Annotated in this window: 18 protein-coding genes; 1 reads left to right on the top strand and 17 read right to left on the bottom strand. The window is 47.4% G+C overall.

Features of this window, described 5'->3' with window-relative positions; genetic code table 11:
* Nucleotides 1-278: 278 nt before the first annotated feature.
* The 11 genes from ASL11_RS06570 to ASL11_RS06620 all read right to left on the bottom strand — a co-directional run bounded on the left by ASL11_RS06570 (nt 279) and on the right by ASL11_RS06620 (nt 13,182).
* Nucleotides 279-1,289 (bottom strand): DUF1835 domain-containing protein, encoded by a 1,011-nt coding sequence (locus tag ASL11_RS06570; protein WP_056611359.1) that lies wholly within the window; start codon nt 1,287-1,289, stop codon nt 279-281.
* 27 nt (nt 1,290-1,316) lie between these two features.
* Nucleotides 1,317-3,338, bottom strand: a complete 2,022-nt coding sequence (gene ligA, locus ASL11_RS06575) for an NAD-dependent DNA ligase LigA (protein WP_056611363.1) — start codon at nt 3,336-3,338, stop codon at nt 1,317-1,319.
* A gap of 67 nt (nt 3,339-3,405) precedes the next feature.
* Nucleotides 3,406-5,775, bottom strand: a complete 2,370-nt coding sequence (gene pcrA / locus ASL11_RS06580) for a DNA helicase PcrA (protein ID WP_235550404.1) — start codon at nt 5,773-5,775, stop codon at nt 3,406-3,408.
* A gap of 7 nt (nt 5,776-5,782) precedes the next feature.
* Nucleotides 5,783-6,484, bottom strand: coding sequence for a heptaprenylglyceryl phosphate synthase (locus ASL11_RS06585; RefSeq protein ID WP_056611370.1), 702 nt, complete (start codon nt 6,482-6,484; stop codon nt 5,783-5,785).
* 177 nt (nt 6,485-6,661) lie between these two features.
* Nucleotides 6,662-7,135: a DUF6130 family protein gene (locus ASL11_RS06590; protein ID WP_056611372.1), complete on the bottom strand. Its 474-nt coding sequence runs from the start codon at nt 7,133-7,135 to the stop codon at nt 6,662-6,664.
* 185 nt (nt 7,136-7,320) lie between these two features.
* Nucleotides 7,321-8,265, bottom strand: coding sequence for a spore coat protein (locus tag ASL11_RS06595; RefSeq protein WP_056611375.1), 945 nt, complete (start codon nt 8,263-8,265; stop codon nt 7,321-7,323).
* 28 nt (nt 8,266-8,293) lie between these two features.
* Nucleotides 8,294-8,518, bottom strand: coding sequence for a hypothetical protein (locus ASL11_RS06600; RefSeq protein ID WP_056611378.1), 225 nt, complete (start codon nt 8,516-8,518; stop codon nt 8,294-8,296).
* A 537-nt stretch (nt 8,519-9,055) separates the two neighbouring features.
* Entirely contained in the window at nt 9,056-9,988 is a 933-nt protein-coding gene (locus ASL11_RS06605; protein WP_056611382.1) for a DUF4340 domain-containing protein, read from the bottom strand.
* On the bottom strand, nt 9,985-11,373 hold the full coding sequence (locus ASL11_RS06610; protein ID WP_056611386.1) for a GldG family protein: 1,389 nt from the start codon (nt 11,371-11,373) through the stop codon (nt 9,985-9,987). The genes ASL11_RS06605 and ASL11_RS06610 overlap by 4 nt, the downstream gene beginning before the upstream one ends.
* Nucleotides 11,374-11,378: 5 nt before the next feature.
* Entirely contained in the window at nt 11,379-12,095 is a 717-nt protein-coding gene (locus tag ASL11_RS06615) for an ABC transporter permease (RefSeq protein WP_056611390.1), read from the bottom strand.
* Nucleotides 12,088-13,182, bottom strand: a complete 1,095-nt coding sequence (locus tag ASL11_RS06620; RefSeq protein WP_056611393.1) for an ABC transporter ATP-binding protein — start codon at nt 13,180-13,182, stop codon at nt 12,088-12,090. Before ASL11_RS06620 ends, ASL11_RS06615 begins: the two co-directional genes overlap by 8 nt.
* A 452-nt stretch (nt 13,183-13,634) precedes the next feature.
* Between ASL11_RS06620 and ASL11_RS36315 the strand changes: the two genes are divergently transcribed.
* Complete coding sequence (locus ASL11_RS36315) at nt 13,635-13,793, top strand: hypothetical protein (protein ID WP_157256836.1); 159 nt, start codon at nt 13,635-13,637, stop codon at nt 13,791-13,793.
* A gap of 156 nt (nt 13,794-13,949) precedes the next feature.
* Here ASL11_RS36315 and ASL11_RS06625 read toward each other — a convergent pair whose 3' ends face one another.
* The 6 genes from ASL11_RS06625 to ASL11_RS06650 form a co-directional block, all read right to left on the bottom strand.
* A complete protein-coding gene (locus ASL11_RS06625; RefSeq protein ID WP_056611396.1) occupies nt 13,950-15,095 on the bottom strand; it encodes a glycosyl hydrolase family 8 in 1,146 nt (381 codons plus the stop codon).
* 30 nt (nt 15,096-15,125) lie between these two features.
* Nucleotides 15,126-16,055, bottom strand: coding sequence for a carbohydrate ABC transporter permease (locus ASL11_RS06630; protein WP_056611399.1), 930 nt, complete (start codon nt 16,053-16,055; stop codon nt 15,126-15,128).
* A 37-nt stretch (nt 16,056-16,092) separates the two neighbouring features.
* Nucleotides 16,093-17,028, bottom strand: coding sequence for an ABC transporter permease (locus ASL11_RS06635; protein WP_235550406.1), 936 nt, complete (start codon nt 17,026-17,028; stop codon nt 16,093-16,095).
* 144 nt (nt 17,029-17,172) lie between these two features.
* Nucleotides 17,173-18,870 (bottom strand): ABC transporter substrate-binding protein, encoded by a 1,698-nt coding sequence (locus ASL11_RS06640; protein ID WP_056611405.1) that lies wholly within the window; start codon nt 18,868-18,870, stop codon nt 17,173-17,175.
* Between the two features lie 94 nt (nt 18,871-18,964).
* The gene (locus ASL11_RS06645; RefSeq protein WP_056611408.1) at nt 18,965-20,752 is read right to left on the bottom strand and encodes a sensor histidine kinase; all 1,788 of its coding nucleotides are present in this window, start codon (nt 20,750-20,752) and stop codon (nt 18,965-18,967) included.
* Nucleotides 20,724-22,352, bottom strand: coding sequence for a response regulator transcription factor (locus tag ASL11_RS06650; protein WP_056611412.1), 1,629 nt, complete (start codon nt 22,350-22,352; stop codon nt 20,724-20,726). The genes ASL11_RS06645 and ASL11_RS06650 overlap by 29 nt, the downstream gene beginning before the upstream one ends.
* Between the last annotated feature and the right edge of the window lie 67 nt (nt 22,353-22,419).

Below are 22,419 nucleotides of genomic sequence, written 5' to 3' on the forward strand. Positions count from 1 at the left end.
ATGTATTAGGCACGCCGCCAGCGTTCGTCCTGAGCCAGGATCAAACTCTCCATAATAGAAAAGCTGAAATGCTCATTGACTTGCTAGCGAGATTTTGCAATCTCAATTGTAGTCACTTACGTGACTGAATTTGCTGATATGCTTCATTCATTTGTTCAGTTTTCAAAGAGCTTTATTGCGCTACCGTTTAAAGCGTTAATGTATCGCTCTTGCGGTGACAAGAACATATATTATCAGGTTTCAAAATGAAATGCAAGCATCTTTTAAAATCCATTATCTTACAGCTTAGCAAACCCTGTAGTTAATGCATTTCGGCGCCAAACATCCTTCCTACCAAGCAAATGTACGCCACCGATCCAGTCATCGATCCCGTTCAGAAAGATATGATCCTGCTTACACGTAAGAATAAGTTTACCCACTTCTGTTACCTTTACTCCGTAATTTTCAAATTGCGGCGGCCATGCTTCATTGTACCTTGGCAGCCTATCACCACCGAGGACTTGGATAAGGGGATGTTCGCAATGCCACAGCCCATTCAGGATGCCAAAGAATTGCAGATCTCCTAAGCCATAGTGGATGGCTTGCTCAGATATGGTTTGAAATAAGGACAATACGGACACCTCGTCATCCACTAACAGCTCAAGTGTCAGCTGCTGAATGGCGGACAAGCCATTTTGCATGGAAGGAAATCGAGTTGTATGGGCCTCTAAGGCCTTTTTAAGAAAAGGGAGTGCTGATAAGTCTTCTTTCAATAACGTAGCCATAAGCAAAGGCTCGGAAGCCGAATAGGCTGTCCAGACCTTGCAGGCAAGGGAATGCTGATTTTCGCTCACAGGCAACCAAGTGTCATGCAGATGTAGAATTTGATCAACGGTTAATTGCCCCAAGCCATAGAAAGGGTCTATGCCAGGGAAGCCATCAATGCAGATCAACGAAAGTTGGAAGGAACGGCCAGGTGAGTCATCGATTCTTGAAAGCAAATAACAGAGCATCAATTGATCATATAAATCATGTTCGAACCACAGGACAACCTCGTCCACATCCGTAAGGGTATCTAGCTTCGCTTCCTGCTGTATGGTCTGCGATTTAAAAGTGTCCTCGGGAATACCGTAACGGTTATTCATATAAGATGCTCTCATAGATAAAAGGGCACTATCTGACATCTGCATGCCGATAGGTCCCTCATAGAGCGACTCGCGCCATACCAAAATCTCACCATTGATACCAGATGCTCGCAGCTTATCGCCAAATGCGTCTCCGTTGACGATATGCAGGGTCGTTTTCGGCATGGCGCCGTCACCTCTCTTCTATATTGATTAAACTTCACCTAGCAGTTGCAAAAGCTCCTGCTCATCTTCAATGATTCGAATGCCTAGCTCCTGCGCTTTGGTCAGCTTGCTGCCTGCGCTTTCGCCTGCGATCACGATGTCTGTCTTTTTGGAGACACTGCCGGTGATCTTAGCACCTCTGGCTTCGAGCTTCTTCGCACATTCGTCCCGTCCCATCGAGGAAAGTGTTCCTGTAAGGACGATCGTTTTGCCGAAGAATGGGTTATCTTCGCTGGCCACGATGACCGGGGCTTCCTCTGCAACGGGGTTCACGCCTGCGGCTAGCATCCGCTCAATGCTGGATACCATCACAGGGTCACGGAAGAAAGAGTGAATGCTCTCCGCAACGATACCACCAACATCTGGAAGGGTGATCAGTTCCTCTGTCGTTGCTTCCATGATGCGCGAAAGGCTGCGATAGTGATCGGCTAGCACTTTCGTGGTGGTTTTGCCCGAGTTCGGGATGCCAAGTGCATACAAGAAAGACGCGAGATCGCGGGACTTGCTCTTATCAAGGGCGCCGAGTAGGTTGCGCGCCTTCTTCTCACCGAAGCGATCGAGCTTAACGAGATCGTCAAATTGCAAGGTGTACAGATCCGCAGGATCGCGGACATCCAGCTCTTGATGCAGTTGTGAAGCGGTCATCTCGCTGAAAAATTCAATGTCCATCGCATCGCGCGAAGCAAAATGCGCCATCCGGCCGACGAGCTGCGGACTGCAGCCGAGACGGTTGAGGCAGAAGAGATGCGCACCACGCATCTCCAGTTCACTGCCGCAGGACGGGCAATGCGTCGGAGCCACGATCTCCTCGCCATCATTCTCCTCGGTGACCTTGCCGAGAATCTCTGGAATGACGTCATTCGATCGGCGAATGTAAACGAGGCTGCCGAGGGCGTGTTTGAGGTTCTTGCGCTCAATGTCCCCGACATTGTTGAGCGTACAGTTCTGCACCGTCACGCCTGCGAGATCAACGGCTTCTACGCGGGCTAGAGGTGTGATTTTACCCGTGCGGCCGACTTCCCAAGAAACACTTTGCAGGATTGTCGTCGCTTCTTCGGCTTCAAACTTGTAAGCAATCGCCCAGCGCGGGAATTTCTCCGTATAGCCGAATACTTCCCTTGTGCGCATATCCGTCAGCTTCACCACGCTTCCATCAATGAGGAAATCAAAGCTGGACCGCTCCTCCGCGATGCGTTCGAGCTCCGAACTGACCTCTTCGATGGTGGAGAAGTACCGCGTGCGGTTACTGATTTTGAACAGGTTATCCCGCAAGAACTGAACCATATCAGCATGATTTTCAAATTGAAGGTCACTCGAGTAGCCCACATTATAGAAGAAAGCGTTCAGCTTGCGCTCTGCGGTTAGTTTGGGGTTCTGATTACGCAGGGCACCTGCTGCGGCGTTTCGAGCGTTTTTGAGCGGCTCTGCGGCCGTCTGATTGTAAGCTTCTAGGACAGACAGGAACATGACGCCCTCGCCTTGTACTTCAATCGTCCCTTGATCGTAGGGAATCTCTAACGGGATCGATTTGATTGTTTTGACTTGGGCCAAAATACCCTCGCCAACCGTACCGTTCCCCCGCGTAGAGGCTTGGACCAGCTGCCCCTGCTCATAGGTTAGGTTTAGTGTAAGCCCATCAAACTTCAGCTCGACCACGTAAGTCGGGTCTGGCAGCGGTGTCTCAGGGTTCTTGCTATTGTAATCGGCGATCAGCTTAAGCACGCGTGCATGCCAAGTTGCTAAATCCTCGGCGTTTTGCGCTTTGTCCAGGCTCCAGAGACGTGCTAAATGACGGTGCGGTTCAAAGCCTTTGAGGATGTCCCCACCTACCCGATGGGTAGGGGAGGAAGGCAGGGTAACCCCTGTCTCCTTCTCCAACTCGGACAATTTATCATAAAGTGCGTCCCATTCTGCATCCGAAATCGTGGGCTGATCCAGCGTATAGTAATTATGGTTATGCTTGTTGATTTCTTGGATGAGGGTTTTCATTGCCGCGAGTTTATCGGTCATGGCGGACTTCCTCTCTCAATGAGAATATGTGTGTGACAAGGGTAAGACAGGGCAAGGAAGAGCGCTCCTACACTTTCGTGATTGGAGCGAACTTCGCGAGCAGGCGCTTCAAGCCAACAGGCGCCGGGAAAGCAATTTGCAGCTCGGTGTCATCACCCGAGCCCTTCACGGACACGACGGTGCCGACGCCCCATTTGCCATGCGACACCTTGTCGCTGGCTCTGTAGTCCGGCACCGCGCCGCCTGCGGCAGGCTGTGGAGCCCGGAACGCAGCCGGTCTCGACGCGGCCGCAGGGCTTGGCGCAGCCGCTGCACCAGCGGTAGTGCCCGTGCTTGCCCGTCCCCCGAAGGAGGACGGTGTGCCCCAGGCTGACGAGCCGGTGGTCGTGCCACGGCTCGATGCAGCGGCACTGCCGCTGCCACCCCAAGACGAGGTGCCGCTGGAGCGGCCGCCTCGTGAGAAGCCTCCGCTGGAGCCGCCAGCGGAAACGGGTTCCAGGAGCTCCTTCGGAATCTCCTGAAGGAATCGCGACGGCGCGTTCGCCGCGGTGCGGCCGAAGAGCGTGCGCATGCGCGCGCACGTGAGGAACAGCTCTTGCTCGGCGCGCGTGATGCCCACATAGGCTAGACGGCGCTCCTCTTCGAGCTCTTCGTTGTCGGCGAATGCACGGCTGTGCGGGAAGACGCCTTCTTCCATCCCGATGATGAATACAACCGGGAACTCCAGCCCTTTGGCGCTGTGCATCGTCATGAGGACGACAGCGTCCTGCTCTTCTTCGGGTTTATCTTTATCTAGCGTATCAATATCCGCAATCAACGCTAGGTCTGTGAGGAAGGAAATGAGGGATTTGTCCTCATTACGCTTCTCAAAGTCCATGGTCACGGACAGGAACTCTTCAATATTTTCGAGGCGAGCCTTGGATTCAATTGTGTTCTCGCGTTGCATTTCTAAACGGTACTGAGACATTTCAAGAATTTTCTCAGTAAGCTCGGTTACGGACAGGTAGTCCACCATGCGATTGAGGTTATCAACCATTTCGCGGAAATCCGCAAGAGCATGCTTCGCCTTCGTGTTGATCTCTAAAGAATCAACTTCCTCCAACATGGCAAATAGAGAAATCCCTCTACGTCCAGCCATTTCCGCCACTTTATCCAACGTCGTACCGCCAACGCCCCTTTTCGGCACGTTCACGATTCGGTTCAAGGAAATATCATCGTTCGGGTTGGAGATGAGTCTCAAGTAAGCCAAAATATCCTTAATCTCTTTACGATCATAGAACTTAACCCCACCGACGATGGTGTAGGCGATATCCGATTTAATCAAAATTTCCTCGATGACCCGGGACTGAGCATTCGTACGGTATAGGATCGCATGATCGCCAAATCTTTTGCCATTCGACTTATTCTTATTGATTTCATTCGTAACGAAGTAACCTTCTTCATACTCGGTATCCGCTTGGTACAACTTAATCCCAACGCCGCCTTCTTTATCTGTCCAAAGGTTTTTCGGCTTACGACCTGTGTTGTTCGCAATGACTTTATTCGCAGCCTGCAAAATATTCGAAGTCGAGCGATAATTCTGCTCCAAGAGGATCGCCGTTGCATCCGGGTAATCCTGTTCGAAATTGAGGATATTGCTAATATCTGCTCCGCGCCAACGATAAATGGACTGGTCACTGTCCCCGACGACGCAAATGCGTTTATGTTTGGACGCGATCATCTGACACAGCATATATTGCGCTCTGTTCGTATCCTGATACTCATCGACATGAATATATTGAAATTTGTTTTGATAAAATTCCAGCACCTCTGGCACTTCTTTAAATAAATGAATGGTTGCCATAATCAAATCGTCGAAATCCAAGGAGTTGTTGGCTCTTAGCTTCTTCTGATACAGGGTATAAATTTTCGAGGTCAACCCGTCGAAGTAATCACCGATTTTGTCTTCAAATTGTTTAGGAGAGATAAGTTCGTTTTTGGCTGTGGAGATGGCTGCTTGGAATGTTTTGGGCTCGTATTTCTTCGTATCAATGTTGAGTTCTTTGCAGCAGGTTTTGATAACAGATAGTTGGTCACCAGAATCTAGAATCGTAAAGTTCGAGGAAAAGCCGATCCGATTGATGTCTTTGCGCAGCATGCGCACACACATGGAGTGAAACGTGGATACCCAAATGTCGCTTCCACTGCCACCTACCAGCTTGCCTACACGATCCTGCATTTCGCGCGCTGCTTTGTTCGTAAAGGTTAGCGCTAAAATGTTCCACGGCGCCGCTTTACGCGTGCCAATCAGGTAGGCGATCCGATGCGTGAGCACACGCGTCTTACCGCTTCCCGCTCCAGCCATAATTAAAAGAGGGCCGTCCACGGCTTCTACAGCTTTGCGCTGTTGGGGGTTCAACTTTTTGACAGCTTCTAAAATATTGACAGTTTCATTCACGTTAGAGTTACCTTCCATTTCTATCAAAGTTCGCATGCACGGTCTGAAGCGCCTGCTCCAAGTCACTATATATAATGTTGCCGACCACAATGGTATCTGCCGCTTCGGCTGCTAGTTGCGCTTTCTCTAGCGAGTCAATCCCGCCGCCATACAATAAACGGGCATTCTCGAGCACCTGCCGCGTCCGACGGACGAGCTCCATATCTCCGAAGGTGCCACTGTATTCCAAATACACAATCGACATGTGAAAAAGCTTGTCCGCCATACGCGCATAAGCTGCTACGTCCTTCACATCCAAGTCGGTACGCGCTGAGGTCAGCTGGGCTGCCGTCGCTTCTTTATTCAATATAATGTAGCCTTCGGCTACGATCTCATCCCAATTCAGTAATGCGCCGTACTCCTTGAGCGCCTCATGATGTTGCCCGACGATCCATTTCGGATCATCTGCATTCAGCACAACGGGGATCAAGAAGAGGTCAAATCCCGGTACGATCGCTTCCTGATTCGAAATCTCTAAGACAACAGGAACCTCATATTGACGGATTCGCGATAGAAGATCTACCGTATTATCGAACGTCACTCCGGAGGAGCCACCTACGAGAATCGCATCTGTACCCGATAAACAGAGCCGATCCAGTGCCTCATCTGAGATGTCCCGGTCTGGGTCGAGCTTAAATACATGTTTCCACTTACGTATATCGACGATCAATTGTTTCCCTCCGATTAGGCGGCAGTTCTGCCATACTATCAACAGTCTATGCTACGCATTCTGGTGTGTCAAATGACAAAAGACGGGCTAATCGCCCGTCTTTTAAAGGAATATGCAACTGAACGTATCCGATCTTCGTCGAAGCTACATTTGCGCCCAAATACGCACAAATGTTCGTTATTTCACGACGATGTTGAGAATTTTCTCTACATTGATTTCTTTGTGGTCATTTTGCTGAAGCTCAAGTTTAATTTCATGGGCACCTGTTGTTAAATTCGTGAGGGTTAATGGGCCTGTCTTGCCGATCATCGCCTTCTGCTTACCATCCACATACAAGTGGAGATGTCCTTCTCCCAGTACATTGGCTTTATTCATGTCTTCTTCTGATAATTTAAAATTGGACGTTTGGTACGTAATCGTGACATTCTTCCCATCTACTTTGTAGCTGGCATCTATCGCAGGCTTAGCACTCGTCGTAGACGCCTTCGTTCCTGTTCCCGTCTCCGTCTTCACTTGAACCGTTGTCGTCGTACCCGCATCCTTCGTCCCTGTTGCTACGGACGGGATGACCTCATCTTTGGAACCGCACGCCGTTGTTAATGCTCCCAGTACCACTAAAGTAGCCGCACCATATACCCATGTTTTTTTCATCAGCTTAAGCTCCCTTTTTCCTAAGTTTGGACATCCTATGTTCCTTATATATGTGTGCCAAGCCGTACTCATTCCTGAATTAGAAAAATAGTGGGACAAATTAGAGGAAGAAAAAAAAGACACCCTGCCCGAGGAGGACTGGATGTCTGATTATCTGGAAACGATCTACTCGTGATTACACTTGCTTAGAAGTTATATTTCGTACCTTCTTGTGACCTATTCGTGTAGGAGTTCCCTTCGGAACCGGGCGATGGCATGCCTTGCTGTGTACGGGAAACAATACGTGCTTGCGCACCTCTGCCTGTCCCCGTTATACCTGTGTTCTCATTCGTATGGTTGGAAGAAGCAGCATATCCCTGAGATCCACGACCGTAGCTTGACTGATCATGGCTGGGATCTTGGTAGCTCCTTGTTGGAGTTTGGTTATAAGAAGAGGACTGTTGCTGAGACTGACTAGGTGTATATCCTTGGCCTCGACCTTGTTGATTATTGTATACCGCATTCGGATACTGGTTAGCATAATTCACTGGCTGGAACGAAGGTGTAGGTGCTGCCGTTGGCGTTGGCGCTTGGTGCAGTGCCGCAACTTGGTTCTGCTGTTGATTTGTTTGTCCTTGTTGCTGACTGTATGGCTGTCTTTGCTGGTATGACTGTTCGGACTGATGGGACTGTGTTTGGTACGATTGATGCTGTTGTGATTGTGATTGCGGCTGTGATTGTGCGTACGACTGATGCTGCTGAGACTGTGCCGATGACTCCGAACTCCGATCTTGCTGATCAAAGCTTGCTGACGCCGCTCTGCTCACATGCTGCTGGACGATGGATTGTACTTGTAACGCCGTCTGACTCTGCTTCTGAATCTCTTGCTCAATCATCTGCTGCTCAGCCTGTTGAATCTGATAACCGCCAAGACTCTGAATTTCTTGAAAAACAAGCGCTTGGTCATCTAATGTTTTTTGTAATAAGGTTTCGAAAGTCTGTCGAATGCCAGGGTTAGCAGCTTCCAAGGCAGCCGTTGTGTATTCACGTGCACTGCGCTTCAATTCAGACAGGACGAAGTTGGCAAAGTCTAAATCTTCTAAGTCGACTTGCTGTTGTTGGTGCTGTTGTTGAGAATTTTGCTGATACATGCGTCTTGCACCTCCTTGTGGGTTCGAATTAGTGGGTCATTCCGGATTGTTGTTGCAGGGCATTGATTAGGATACTCATATTTTGCAAACGCTCTTGCGATAGGTGAGACAAGGTTTGCTTCAAGGACTGACTTTGGCTGTTCACCGCGCCTTGTACACAAAGCTTCGCTAACAATTCTTCATTCTTGAATGTATCCGTTAGATACGAAAGTTCTTTACCTGAAATAGCTTGGTTCTCTTGCGTGTTATACATGTGCATGTGACCTCCTTTCCTCTCTTTTATTTTTCCCAAAAAATGCCGTTTTATGTCGGATGAACAAAAAAACTGCTTCACCACTTCAAGCTAGGTTGGTGAATATGTCGCTACCACTGGATATATCCAGTGTTTTTCACTTTCTTAGGCAAAAACAGAACATTCCATTGGACTTTTCCACTAAAAAGGGCAATTTCTATGGTGAAATCTAAGATTTTACTGGATTTATCCAATGAAAGTCTCATTTTCAGGTCTGGAATGGGGATTTCACTGGATTTATCCAGTGGGCATAGGAGGAGGAATGGCTAGAGGGTGATCTAGGAGAGGAGATGGAGGAGTTAGAGGAGTTAGGGCGCTGGAGAAGATGGAGAGTTGAAGGAGTTAGGGCGCTGGAGAAGATAGAGAGTTAAAGGAGTCAGGGCGCTGGAGGCGCTGGACTTCCTAAAGTGTTAGGTGAGTTGTCTGCGACCACCGGAGCATACATGAACAAAAAAACTGCTTCGCCACAGTTTATTCCCTGTAGGAAGCAGCTTTCGATTAGGAAGCAGGCTGAGCGGTTTTGCCCGCATACGCATCTGCTAGTTTTTGAATATCCTCGGCTGCCAGCGAGTAGGCCCACTGCCCACCCTGCTTGGCTAACCACACTTGTTCTCCACTCAATTTACCCTCATAAACATCGGTAACGTCTTTCCCGTCTACCGTCATGGCAATCTCCAATTTAAGCTCTCCACCTGTGGTCGGTTTCTGAGCTGCCGCTTGCGGTAATTCGCCAGTATGCAGGAAGATTAATTGATCGAGCAGCGGACTTGCCTCCGTACCCTTCATCTCTTTATCCCCAAGCTTCCAGCTTGCGTCCGCAGCGACTTTATCTTTATCTATCTTAGAAAGCGTCCATGACTGACCCTTCCATGTCAACTTGACACTTTGTACCTTGTCGTTCTCTTGATGAATAGGACTTGTGTCGGCAAAGTCGACCGGCGTTTTGTTCAGCGATGTCAACGATTGATCGCTGACTTGATACACGGCAGATGAGCCTTCCACTTGTACGTAAGAGAAGCCTTCGATCGGCAATGCAGTCCCTACGAGCAAGCCCTGTTTGGAACCGTCCTTCAAGGTGACTTCATAGGTGCCCACTGGTTTATCTAAGCCATATTCGGCTAGATTCGTTGCTTGATCCTCTACAAGCTTAGTCGACGTTACCAGACCTAACATATCTAACCATGAGTCAACTTGATTCGAATTGATCGGCGCAGCCGCTGGCTTTTGCATATCCCAACCAGTGGTCGTGCGGCTTAATTCAATCTGCTCCTCCTCCGTTTTCACGGTGACAGCCTTCACATCTTCTTGTTTCAGGATTAGAAGGGACTTGGGTTCATCTTTCTTCTCTTGAAAGAAGTCTTTGCTTGAGGCGAACCAGAAGCCACCGATGCAAATGACGACTAACAGAATGGTTGGAATAAACCGTTTCATCCTCTTCTCCTCCTCCACCAGATCAAGCCGCCAATTACAAGGAACAAGAGTGGTAAGAACACGATGGTGATGAGGAAAATCGTATTCGCTTGGCTAGGTGTAATCATTGCCTGTTGATACGCATCCCCTTGTCGTGGACGGATCGTAATTTGATCTTTCTGTTCTTGCAGCCAGCCAATACTGTTCAGAGCAAAGTCCTTATTTCCTTGATTCTGAATATCTTCATCCAACACGAATGTAGAACCACCTAGAATAACAGCTTTCGGCTTGTTATCTTTGTCTGAGATGGCGTAACCCAAGTTCAGCGGACCCTTAACATCGGTTGCATCCTGCTTCGTCTTGTTCTGTGCAAGCAGGTTAATGTCCGTTTCACCGTAAGCTTTATCCGTTGTTGTTAACAACAATGATTTGGTGTAATCCGGCGCACTTTCATCCGCATTCAAGCTAACAGCCAAGGAGAGCATGGTAATCAAATTATTGCTGGACAATTTGTTCGTAATATCGTGTGAACCGTACTCTGGAATGATCGTTAACGGGTCATACAACGACGTTTGTTTCGTTTCAATCGCAATCGCGTGCTGATCCTGAACACCGTAGGTTTTCATGATGGCATCGATATTTTTCCACTTCGTCGTCATATCCTTATTGAAGCCCAGCGCGATATAAATTTTACCTTTACCCTTCAAATAGGTCTGAATGAGCTCTGCTTCTTTGTCGTTCAAATCGTTAGTTGGCCCTAAAAGCATGAGCATTTGTGCATCATCCGGGATTTTGCCTTCCACGTAAAGATTCAGATCTTTCACGTCATAGTTGGCAGCAGCTAGGCTGCTTTTGAAAATACTCATTGCAGACGCCGGATACTCTTGATGACCTGACAGTAAGTAAACCGTATGTTTCTCCGTGGATGTCAGGCTTTGAATCGCTTGTGTAAATTTCTCTTCACCTGAGAATGTGTAGGAACCATCCTGTTGTCCCACGAACAGTTCATAGAAATTGATGTTTTGCTTTTTGGTGCCAATTTCGAAAATAATCGTTCCGCCTTGGTCCACCCCGTACTGCTTCGCCATAGAAGGCTGCTTCAGCATATCGTACTCATCGTACGTAATTTTACTGCTTTGCTTTTTGTACTCAGCCACCATATCCGTGACTTGACGCGTTACAAAATCGTTGCCGTCCCCACTATTCGTGAAGGCGATAACGTGGATATCTTGATTGAGATTTTTGAGTGCAGCGGTTGTTTGCTCTGAGAGCGTGAAATTTTTATTTTTCGTCAAATCGACCTGGAAGCCCTTAAGCGAGTGAAGGAAGATTGTCAGAATAATGAAAATGCCGATAACCGCGATTGATAGAACCGTCGCATTAGTTCCCCGTATCCACTTATTCATTCCGCTCACCTCCAACGCTTTCTTTCAAGGACTTGTATACAAAGAACCAGGAACACGGCTGTTAATGTGATGTAAAAGAGGATGTCGCCGCCGTGGAAAACGCCTTTTTGGAGGTTGCCCAAGTGACCAGTCAATGAGAATTGACCTACGTAATCCTTCAATTTACCCGTCATAGAGCTGCTAACCCAATCCAATAGCCACAGCAACAGCAAAATAACAAAGCCTGTAATCCCCGCAACCATCTGGTTATTCGACAAGCTGGATGCAAACAAGCCAATGGCCATCATCGCGCAGCCTAATAGGAACATGCTGAGGTACGATAACCACGTGACAGGCATATCCAATGTACCGAAAGAGGACATAATGAGCGGATATACAAGGGAGATCGCCACTAGGCCTACTTGCACGATTAGAGCGGATAGATATTTACCCAGCACGATTTCGCTGATACCGGCAGGTGATGTCAGAAGCAACTCGTCCGTACCCTGACGAAACTCATCTGCAACAAGACGCATCGTTAGTAGTGGGATGATGAAAAGGTAGATGAACGTGGTATTGCCCACGATGGAGCGCGCGTCCACGATTGGCGGCTGTCCAGCCACGAAATTCACGTAAAAGAAGAAGCTCGACAACAGCACATAGAAGGCAAACGCCACATACGCAACTGGCGAGAAGAAATACATTTGCAGTTCTTTGGAGCAAATCGCCCAAATTCTACGCATCGGTGTCACCCTCCTCGGTTGGTACAAGTTCAGGCGCTACTGGCTCGTCGGTCGTCAGCTTGAGGAAGATATCCTCTAGGCTAAGGCTTTCCCGCTTCATCGCTAGAATCGGTAAGCCAGCGCTAGCGAGACGGAAAAATACTGCTTCGCGAATGTCTTCCGCACGATCTGCGGAGGTGACGAGGAGTTTGACGGACTCGGCTGATGCGGATGAAAGAGCAACTGCGGGAACATCGGTTGCTTCGTCTGTAGCAGACTCCGCGGATTCCAAAGATTCAAGGGCAGACGCCGCTGGTGCTGCTGTGCCCGCTTCCGGTACGTCGACTTCTTTCACTTCGCCGACGGACGGCAGACTGCGCAGTTCGGTCAAGATCCGCTCGCGAGGTCCCTTGACCTCGAGCGATACCTCGAACGTCTCGCCCATCGTGCGGCCGAGATGCTCGGGGCGCTCGTCGAGGACGACGCGGCCTTGGTTAATAATAAGAACGCGGTTACAAATCGCGTTAATTTCAGGCAAAATGTGCGTGCTCAGCAGCACGGTGTGGTTCTCGCCCAGCTCATGAATGAGCTGGCGGATCTCGATGATCTGCTTCGGATCGAGGCCCGACGTGGGCTCGTCCAGAATAAGCAGATCCGGTTGGTGTAGGATCGCTTGCGCGAGTCCGAGGCGCTGCTTGTAGCCCTTCGAGAGGGAGCGAATAATTTGCTTCTCGCGACCTTGCAGTCCAAGCTTGTCGATGGCTTCGCCGACACGGAGTTTTTGCTCGCGCGCAGGCACATCGCGCAGGTTGGCGATGAAGCGCAGGTAAGACTGTACCGTCATCTCGGGGTACAGCGGTGGTGTTTCAGGCAAGTAGCCGATCTTGCGGCGCGCCTTCTTCGGATTGTCGGACATGGAGTGACCGTCCACCCATATTTGACCATGCGTTGGATTCAGGTAACCTGTAATCATGCGCATCGTCGTTGTTTTGCCAGCACCATTCGGCCCTAAGAAGCCGACGATTTCACCGCGCTGCATCGAGAAGTCGATGTTATGCACGCCGCGATCATTTCCGTACAGCTTGCTGACTTGTTTGACCTCTAGCATCCAAGATCCCCCATTTCTATGCGTTCGTATTATTCATCATCACTATACGGGTGGAACAATAAACCAACCTTAAGCAAATCTGAAAAATAGATTAAAAAAATGTGTCTAAATTGTGAACAAGTGGATGTGTGTGCTCTAGCTTTATTCCGCTAGTGCGCATTATGTCGGATATACGATTTAGATGGAAAACATGTAGGTAATTCCGTATGTTTCTCTGTTTTTTCCGAAATAACTGGAAAAGGTACAGCTATTCTCATAAGTAAGCCGAAAAAGTGGAGGAATGCTCAAAATTAACTGGATAATTTCCAGCTAAATATAAAATTCACTTAGAAATGGATGAATTAGATGTAGGTTTTCCAGTTAAATGGTGGGGGGAGCGTTGGCATGGGCTGGATTGGTTGGGGTTGAGTTGCTTTAGCTTCGGAGCTCGTTTGCTTGGGGGTTGAGTTGCTTTGGCTGGGTGCTCGATTGGTTGGTTGGTGGGTGAGTTGCTTTGGCTGGGTGCTCGATTGATTGGTTGGTGGGTTTGGGTGGTGAGTTGCTTTGGCATGGGCTGGATTGGTTGGGGGTTGAGTTGCCTTTGCTTGGAAGCTCGTTTGCTTGGTGGTTGAGTAGCGTTTAGTTAACTGGTGGTTAGTTTATCCCTCGGTTTTCAGATCTGCAAATTGCTGGACAACGATGGGGCTTGCCTGCCTAGGTGTATGGCGACCCGCAGCCCAAACAAAAAACCATAAACGACTAGCGTTCATGGTTTCCCTATTTGCAGCCTACTCAGGCAGCCAAATCTTAAAATTCCCGCTCAGCGCAAGCATACTAAACGCATACAAGCAATTATCGTAATATCGTCTTACACCTGTACGCACCGGTGTCTGCCAGAATAGCTCCACACATGCTCTAGCATGAGCACCATCTGGCACCGCAAGCGAGGCCATCGCGTTGGTAGCTATGAGGCCAACAGGATGCAGAGCTTTCTCCTCAAAAGGTGTGCCATCGATCTGATACCGACGATAGTCCTCCGGCGACTTATCTGCGAAAAAGTTCTGAATCCGATTGGCTGTATCCGCATGCCACTTGGAACCGCCGCACCAAGCCGCGTCCAGCCCGATATTCGCCGCAACCCGATAGGAGTCGCTAAAGAAGTGGCCGTAGCCGCGATCGTCATTCGGTGTGCCGTCGTAATGCGCATACTCCGGTGCCAGGCCTGTCTCTGGGTGGCACGCCATCTGCATATAGGCCCGGCTAGCTTCCGCAGCCTCCAACCAGAACAGCCGATCCTCTTCATAGGCCCACTCCGCGAACAGCTCATAGAAATGCGGTAGATGATACGAAGGATCCGAATATTCGCAGTTTGGCACAAACTTGATCAACTTGTTCTCTGGATTCCACATCGGCTGGCCTATGCCGTCTTCTCCTTTGTGAATACAAGTCCGAAGCAAATCGCGTGCCTGCTCACTGTAGTTATAAGGCGCTGCACCATCACCCCAGCGATGAGAGGCAAAGAAAAGAGACAAAGCGAAGTATTCTTCCCCATCTGGCGCCGGACCGTTCGATCGCTTAGAACCATCCGTGTTGCAAGACCAAGCAAAATAGCCCGTATTATCACCCTCAGTCATCAACATGTTCGTGTATGTCCACTTCCAAATACGATCAAATACATCCTTCTGATTTAGTTGGACGGCCATCATCATGCCATAGGACATACCCTCTGTACGGACATCCAAGTTACCTGTATCCAATAAATAACCGCCAGTTTCACCGGCTTCATAATAGATTCTCGTATCTTCATCTCCGTGGAACAATTGGTTCCACAGAATCTGCAATTTATCTTGAATATCTGCTTCCGCATACCCATACTCCGCAAATAGATTGCGGTTGCTGCCTGTAGCTGATGCGCCCATCGCTTGCTTTTGCATAAGAAATGCCTCCTGAGTGCTCTCTGATAATTAACCTTTTACACCGCCAACTGTCATTCCTTTTACAAAATACTTCTGCAAGAACGGATACACCATAATGATCGGAAGACTCACCACGATGGTCATGGTAGAACGGATCGACGTTGGCGTCACTGTGGCTGCCCCCGTGTTCGCGCTGCTAGCAAAGATATCGGCTGCCGTTTGCGACGTTTGTGTATTCGTATTCTGCAATATTTTCATCAACTCGTACTGCAGCGTACTCAAATTTTCATTCGATGAATTGTACAGGAAGACGTCAAACCAAGAGTTCCATTGACCAACTGCGCTAAATAGCGCAACGGTTGCCAATACAGGAACAACCAGCGGAAGAACAATCCGCATGAACATTGAGAAATCATTCGCTCCATCAATACGAGCCGCTTCCATAATCCCATCCGGAAGTCCTTCAATAAACGAACGGATGATAATTAAGTTGAATACCCCGATCATTCCTGGAATGATATACACCCAGAAGCTCCCTAACATGCCAAGGTCCCGAACGAGCAGGTACCCTGGAATTAATCCGCCGCTGAAATACATCGTGAAAATAAATGAAACGGTAACGAACTTGCGAAGCACGTACTCTTGACGAGACATCGTGTAGGCTACCATGGCCGAGCAGAACACCGTAACCACCGTACCCAGCACTGTTCTCAGCACCGAAATGAAGAAAGCATGCACGATTGCGGCTTCGCTAAACACGTATTTAAAATTATCGAACGTCCACATTCTAGGAAATAGATAAATCCCTCCGCGGACCGCGTCATTCGCATCGTTCAACGCTACGGCTAGCGTATTAACAAAGGGATACAGCGTAACAACAACGAGAGCTAACATAAAAATGATATTGCAAATATCGAACAAGCGATCACCTATGTGCGTATTCCGCCGGCCTGAGCTTGTATGTTGTGAAGCTTCCATAGCTGATACCTCCTTGTGAAGTGGTCCAAATAAACGGTTAGAACAATCTGGCTTCGCCGGCACGTTTGGCAATTTGATTCGCGCTGATCAAGAAGATAAAGCTAACGACGGTCTTGAAAATGCCTGCTGCTGTTGCCAATGAGAAATTGCCTAGGTTGATTCCGTAATTGAGTACGAAAATATCCAGATTTTCTGCATAATCTATGTTCATCCCATTTTTGAGTAAATACTGCGGTTCAAAGCCAGACTCAAGAATGTGACCTAAATTCATAATTAGCAATATGATAATAACCGGTTTAATGCCTGGGAGCGTGATATGCACAATACGCTGAAATCTGTTGGCTCCATCCATTTCTGCCGACTCATACAGAGCCGGATCAATCGTCGTCATCGCAGCTAGATAAATAATGGTGTTCCAACCGACGTTTTTCCACACCTCGGATGCACCAAGAATTCCCCAGAAATACTCACCCTTACCGAGCCATAAAACAGGTTCGCTAATGACATGTAATTTTAATAAAATTTCATTAATAATCCCACCGTCTGTAGATAAGGCACCGGACACGATACTTGCAGCAACAACCCAGGAAATAAAGTGGGGCAAATAACTGATCGTCTGTACAAAGCGTTTGAAAATAACTTTACGTAGTTCATTGAGAAGAATAGCTAGGGTAATCGCTGTAACAAAACCTAATACGAGATTAATCGTGCTCATCGCTAACGTATTTCGCATGACGCGAAGGAATCCCTCATCTTGAAAGAGGAACTTAAATTGATCGAATCCAACCCACGTTTGCTCCGAGAATTTTTTGGCAGGACGATATTTTTGAAATGCCATGGACCAGCCCCATAGCGGTACATATTTGAAAATAAATAACCAAATGAGAAAAGGCAGCGACATGGCCATCAATACTTTTTGTTTACCTAGCTTACGAAAAAATAAGGCTAAACCTGTTGATTTCTCGGATAGCATTGGTCTGGCCGTTAGGGATTCTTTTGTAAGGCTCTCCATAGAAAATCACCAACTCCTTAATGCATTTTATCTAATTAGAAGGGACGCAAGGCACCAAATCATACGCGCTAGTGCCCTGCATCCCTTATTCCATATGCTTATACCTTATTTCGCCCAGTTACCTGCAACGCGGTCTTTAACAACCTTCGTTACAAATGCTTCGTAACCTTTGATATCAAGCTTGCTTGCTTGAGCTACATAGTCACTCCATGCTTTCTCAAACTTGTCTGTACCAGCAGCTAGAATCATTTCTGGATAAGCCTTCTTCTGAAGATCACCCATTTTTTGCTCAAAAATTTGTTCAGGCGTGCCTTGTCCTTTATTGATACTCCAAGCAGGGTACCACGGACGAGCATCCGGCTTACTAAACATGTCTGTAAAGACTTTCGCGTTGTACGCTTTCAAAAGTGCGCGATCACCATCTGTATAGTTCTTCTCAGCAACCGAAGGCTGCTTGTTCGGATCGAACGCATTGTCTCCTTTTACAATAGAGAAGTTACCATAACGAGGCCAGTTGTACGCAAACATTTTCAAACCGAAATCTTCATAGAACTTAGGATCTTTAATTTTGGCAATTTCCTCATCTGTACGGAAGAACTTGCCTTTGTCGTCCACTTCATACGTTTGGCCTTTAATACCCCATTGCTGAAGGATTTGATTGTCTTCTGTCAGCATCGTGTCAAAGAATTTGATGATGCGAACTGGGTCTTTCGCGCTTTTGGAAATGGAAATACCACGGTTGTTTACGAAGGAAGGTGGATCCAAGTATTGGTCCTTAATCCCTTTATCAAACACGATCGGAAGTGCCACGTAACGCTTGTCATCTACGCCAGCTTTCGCCAAGTTATTGCGCGCATCGCCCACTTGCCAGTCATATGCGAAGTAACCGAGTACACGACCGGAAGTCAATTTCGCTAAATACTGATCTTTGTTCATTGTGAAGGACTCTTTATCGAACAGACCTGCTGTATTGACTTCATTGAGCTTTTTCACCCAACGCTTCGTAGTCGCCTCGTCGATGGCATTGCTTTTCGCTTCATGTGTTTTCAAATCGATCAGCAGACCACCGTCATTCGGATAGCCAGCTAGATGGAATGCTGGGTTCGTGATCGTGAAGAAGTTCGTGTCATACGTCATGACGGAGAACCCGATCGTATCCTTGCCATCCACTTGTGGATGCTTGTCCTTATATGTCTTAATGGCATTGAAGTATTCATCAAGCGTCGTAAGCTTCGGATAACCAAGCTCTTTCAGTACGCCGCGTTGAATCCAGAATGCGCCTTGGTCAACGTTAGGGTTAGCAGCAAAGCCTTGATTCGCACTGAATGGAAGGTGATAAATCTTGCCATCCTTTTGCTTCATTTTGTCAAAATAAGGACCATATACGCGCTTGATGTTCGGACCGTATTTCTCAATTAACTCATCAAGCGGAATGAATGCGCCAGCATCCATGAACTTATCAATTTCTCCTTCAGGCTGCACCACATCTGGGAACTCATTACCAGCGATCATGACACCGGATTTCGTCTTAGATTCGCCAACGAGATTCTCCACTTTAAAGTTAACACCTGTTTGTTTCTCTAACTCTTTCCCAATTGGGGTTTCATTCGTGTTCATGTTCTTCCCTGCATTAAACAAGAAATAACTAAATGTAGCCGGTTTAAGCTCTTCCTTGGCAGCGGTTGTCCCACTAGGACTACTTGGTGTTTTGGAAGCGGCAGGATCTGCTGAGTTTGAGCTGCTGCAAGCACTTAGCGAAAGCGCTAACAATGTGCCCATTGTGACTAATTTCAACTTTTTCATTCTTGTGAAGCTCCCCTCTCAACACTATCTTGTAAGCACTTTCATTATATAAAACCGCTCTCAGCTTGATTACCCTGTAAAGTTTAGTATCTTCTTAGTAAAGCTTAGGTGATCCTTCATTCCCATTCACTTGGACGGGGGTCGTAATCTTCACAATGGTTCCGACGCCATCCTCACTGCTAATCTGTACATCAATGGCATTGCCATAATATAATTTCAGTCGCATAAAAGCATTCTTCATCCCGACGTGTCCACTTACATCTTCGCCGTTACCCATATAAGCGTTCAGTAGATCAACTTTCTCTTTCGGCATCCCAATGCCGGTATCCGCAATCGTAAAATTCACCTGATTCCCACTTCTAGTCGCTTTCAATTCAATGGTGCCGTGGCCTTGCAAAGGCTCAATCCCGTGAAGACTAGCGTTCTCAATGAAGGGCAACAAGGTCATTTTGGGGATTTTACAGCTATAGACAGACTCATCCACCTCGAAGCGGTAGCTCAGCTTATCACCGAAACGGTATTTCTGAATTTCTAGGAAGCATAGAATCAAATCTAGCTCATCACGGAACGTGACCCACTCCCCGCCCCATTCCAGTGAACGGCGAAACATTTTGGCCATATTTTTAATAATTTTAGCCGTTTCATTTTCTTGCTTGATCAAGCTGCGCATACGAATCGTTTCCAACGCATTAAAGAGAAAGTGAGGGTTAATCTGGCTCTGCAAAGCGTGCAGCTGCGATTGCCTCTGTTTCAGCTCCAGGTCTTTCTTCTGAATATCCGCGATGTACACATCATCAATGAGGCTCTTAATTTGCACGGTCATACGGTTGAATTCCCGCACCAGTTGGCCGATTTCATCCTTCGTTTCCGGCTCATCAATAAGATCGAAATGCTGGTTTTTCACCTTTTTCATATGAATAAGAATACGAACTAGTCGTGTATGCAAGGAGGAGGATATCCATACAATCACAAGTGTCGGCAGCAGTAGGTTAACTAGTGCTAGATAAACGACGAATTGCTTGGATTTACGCACCGCATCTAGGACATGCCCATCGGAAACGAGCACGATACGCCAATCCTTTAAATAGTTGGTGGTATAATCGCGTTCCAATTGAATGGCATCCTTAGGGATCGCCACGCTGCGGAAATTCGTTTTACCCCGAATCCAATCCAGCTTCGTGTCTGTCGTATATTGAATATCCCCTTCGGCGTTCAGCAAATACAGATTTCCTTGCAGCGCTTGATTGCTAAACATCACCTCGATGGCATCTGGGCTCATCTCAATTTTGAGTATTTTACTATAGGTATTTGCATTCACGAAATTGTTCATTTGACGGATAATACTAAGTCCGCTATACGAGCTCTCATTGTCATCGCTTCGCATAACGAGGGGATAGGGTTGTCCTTCCGCATGCACCTTCTGCAGATTACGATACCATTCCGTTTCCCGAATAATATCCGTTAGCGGGTGTAAGCCGCCTGAGTCGATAATCGTTGGATTGTTGGTGTACATCTGAATGCCTTTAATTTCGCTGTATACCAAATTGTACTTATTAATGTTGGTCGCCAACTGCGAGTTATACATGCGCACATAATCGATGGTTTCCGCGTATGTTTGCTCCAGGGCTTCATTTAAGAGACCGTCTGTATAAAAGACGGATGAAATCCCAACCGCATTGTCGATCTTAGCACGAAATTCATCTTTCAATTTATCTAAATTCAAAGAGATATCTTCCGTTTTCTGACGTTGAACATTATGCGTAGTCACTTGATAGAAAATTACATTGGTCAATAATATCGGAATAAACACACTTAGAAAGTAAAGCATCAACAATTTATTGCGCAAACGCACATTATTTAGTTGGAATCGTCGCATTTTCATGGGTATGTCCGCCTTGTTTGGTCAGTAGTTTTTTGCGATATTCGGATGGAGGCATATCCTCCATTTTCTCAAATTGCGCAACAAAATAATCCGCGTTGTTAAAGCCTACCTTCTCGGCAATTTCATAGATCCGCAAGTCCGTCTGACGTAACAGCTTCTTGGCTTCGCCAATGCGGATAGACAGCAGAAATTCATTGAAATACTGGCCGTATGTTTTCTTGAACAGTTGCCCGACATACACCGGATTCATATAGAACTCCGCAGCAATGCTCTTGAGATTGATGTTCTCTTGGTAATGATGCTCAATGTAGCTCTTAATCTTGTGGATGCTTCCCTTGGTCTGCTCTCCCCGCAATTGTTCCATCATACGAGAGCTCTCGATCATAAACGAAATAAATAAGTGCTGCAGTTGGCCAAAAGAAAGCGGTTGTGCATCCCAGCTTAGCATGGGCTTTAGATTAACGAGTAAATCCGTTGGTCCTTGCATTCCCTGCAGTGTTCCCACGATTCGGTGCACATAGCGATTAATAATCGTACGAATCGCGTCTTTGGCTAGGGATTTCGTTTCAATTTCAGCAAACAGCGTCGCGATCGTTGTCTTGATCTTCTCGGTTTCTTGCTCCTCAACGGCTTCCTGAATGCGATGAAACAGGCTGACATCCGGCTCTGCATAGCTTAGCTTCGTCTTAGAAGCCGTCTCGTAGAAGAGGACATCCTTCATCCCCTTCACATACTTGTATTGCAGCAGCTCGTTAGCTGTCTGAATCGACGTACTGAGCATTTTCATATCTTTCACACTCGCACCAAAATAAAGGGTGACTCCCGCTTGCAGCCGCTTAGCCAACAGGTTCTGCAGCGCAGCGCCAAATTGCTCATAGCTGCCGCCATACAGCTTCAACGCATCAGAGCAAATGAGAAAAGCGCACTGATGATTGCGCAGCTGAACAACAAAGTCGCTAGGTACATCGACTAATGTTTGCAAGGCCTGGGCGACAACGCTGACATCGTCCTTGATGAGGTAATCCGTCGCATCTCCTTCTTCGGAGAGGCCTCGGTTCATTTCAACAATGCCATACCGCAGTACGCTTCCTTTGGACAGGCGAACTCGTTCGTCAAGCTCCGTCACTGCTTTGGCCGCTTGTTCGCCTCTACTTAGTTGTTCGAACAAGCCTCTTAATGTGAGTCGGCCGCTTATCGCTTTCTGCAAGCGCACTTCTTTAATTTCAAGCGCTAACTTCCGCAGCGTCTCTTCCAAATCCTCTTCCTCGATGGGCTTCAAAATATAGTCGCTCACGCCATAACGAATGGCGGATTGCGCATACGAGAAGTCATTGTAACCGCTTAAAATTATAAACTTGCAAGTACTTAAATTATGGAGCTTCACTTCTTCTATTAGTTTTAAGCCATCCATCACTGGCATTCGAATATCCGTAATGACAACATCAATGTCAGATTGCCTGGAGGTAATGATGCGCAGCGCATCTTTTCCATTATCCGCTTCATGGCTGACACAGTACCCCAAGGAATCCCAGTCAATTAAGCCTAGCAAACCTTTCCTGACATATTGCTCATCATCAACTAACATCACTTGCAGCTTCATGACCTTCACTCCCTTGGTAACTAAAATGGAAAAGCGAGTCCGGTACATAGCCGGACTCGCAGGGTAT

Origin of the sequence: Paenibacillus sp. Soil750 (assembly GCF_001428045.1) — a bacterium.
In the GTDB taxonomy this organism is placed as follows: domain Bacteria; phylum Bacillota; class Bacilli; order Paenibacillales; family NBRC-103111; genus Paenibacillus_E; species Paenibacillus_E allorhizoplanae.

What these genes read in the sequence shown, in the direction of transcription:
- ASL11_RS06650 (WP_056611412.1), bottom strand. Translation starts at nt 22,352, where the DNA reads ATGAAGCTGCAAGTGATGTTAGTTGATGATGAGCAATATGTCAGGAAA.
- ASL11_RS06590 (WP_056611372.1), bottom strand. Translation starts at nt 7,135, where the DNA reads ATGAAAAAAACATGGGTATATGGTGCGGCTACTTTAGTGGTACTGGGA.
- ASL11_RS06645 (WP_056611408.1), bottom strand. Translation starts at nt 20,752, where the DNA reads ATGAAAATGCGACGATTCCAACTAAATAATGTGCGTTTGCGCAATAAA.
- ASL11_RS06600 (WP_056611378.1), bottom strand. Translation starts at nt 8,518, where the DNA reads ATGTATAACACGCAAGAGAACCAAGCTATTTCAGGTAAAGAACTTTCG.
- ASL11_RS06605 (WP_056611382.1), bottom strand. Translation starts at nt 9,988, where the DNA reads ATGAAACGGTTTATTCCAACCATTCTGTTAGTCGTCATTTGCATCGGT.
- ASL11_RS06635 (WP_235550406.1), bottom strand. Translation starts at nt 17,028, where the DNA reads ATGCTATCCGAGAAATCAACAGGTTTAGCCTTATTTTTTCGTAAGCTA.
- ligA (WP_056611363.1), bottom strand. Translation starts at nt 3,338, where the DNA reads ATGACCGATAAACTCGCGGCAATGAAAACCCTCATCCAAGAAATCAAC.
- ASL11_RS06625 (WP_056611396.1), bottom strand. Translation starts at nt 15,095, where the DNA reads ATGCAAAAGCAAGCGATGGGCGCATCAGCTACAGGCAGCAACCGCAAT.
- ASL11_RS06640 (WP_056611405.1), bottom strand. Translation starts at nt 18,870, where the DNA reads ATGAAAAAGTTGAAATTAGTCACAATGGGCACATTGTTAGCGCTTTCG.
- ASL11_RS06620 (WP_056611393.1), bottom strand. Translation starts at nt 13,182, where the DNA reads ATGCTAGAGGTCAAACAAGTCAGCAAGCTGTACGGAAATGATCGCGGC.
- ASL11_RS06610 (WP_056611386.1), bottom strand. Translation starts at nt 11,373, where the DNA reads ATGAATAAGTGGATACGGGGAACTAATGCGACGGTTCTATCAATCGCG.
- ASL11_RS06595 (WP_056611375.1), bottom strand. Translation starts at nt 8,265, where the DNA reads ATGTATCAGCAAAATTCTCAACAACAGCACCAACAACAGCAAGTCGAC.
- ASL11_RS06615 (WP_056611390.1), bottom strand. Translation starts at nt 12,095, where the DNA reads ATGCGTAGAATTTGGGCGATTTGCTCCAAAGAACTGCAAATGTATTTC.
- ASL11_RS06630 (WP_056611399.1), bottom strand. Translation starts at nt 16,055, where the DNA reads ATGGAAGCTTCACAACATACAAGCTCAGGCCGGCGGAATACGCACATA.
- ASL11_RS06570 (WP_056611359.1), bottom strand. Translation starts at nt 1,289, where the DNA reads ATGCCGAAAACGACCCTGCATATCGTCAACGGAGACGCATTTGGCGAT.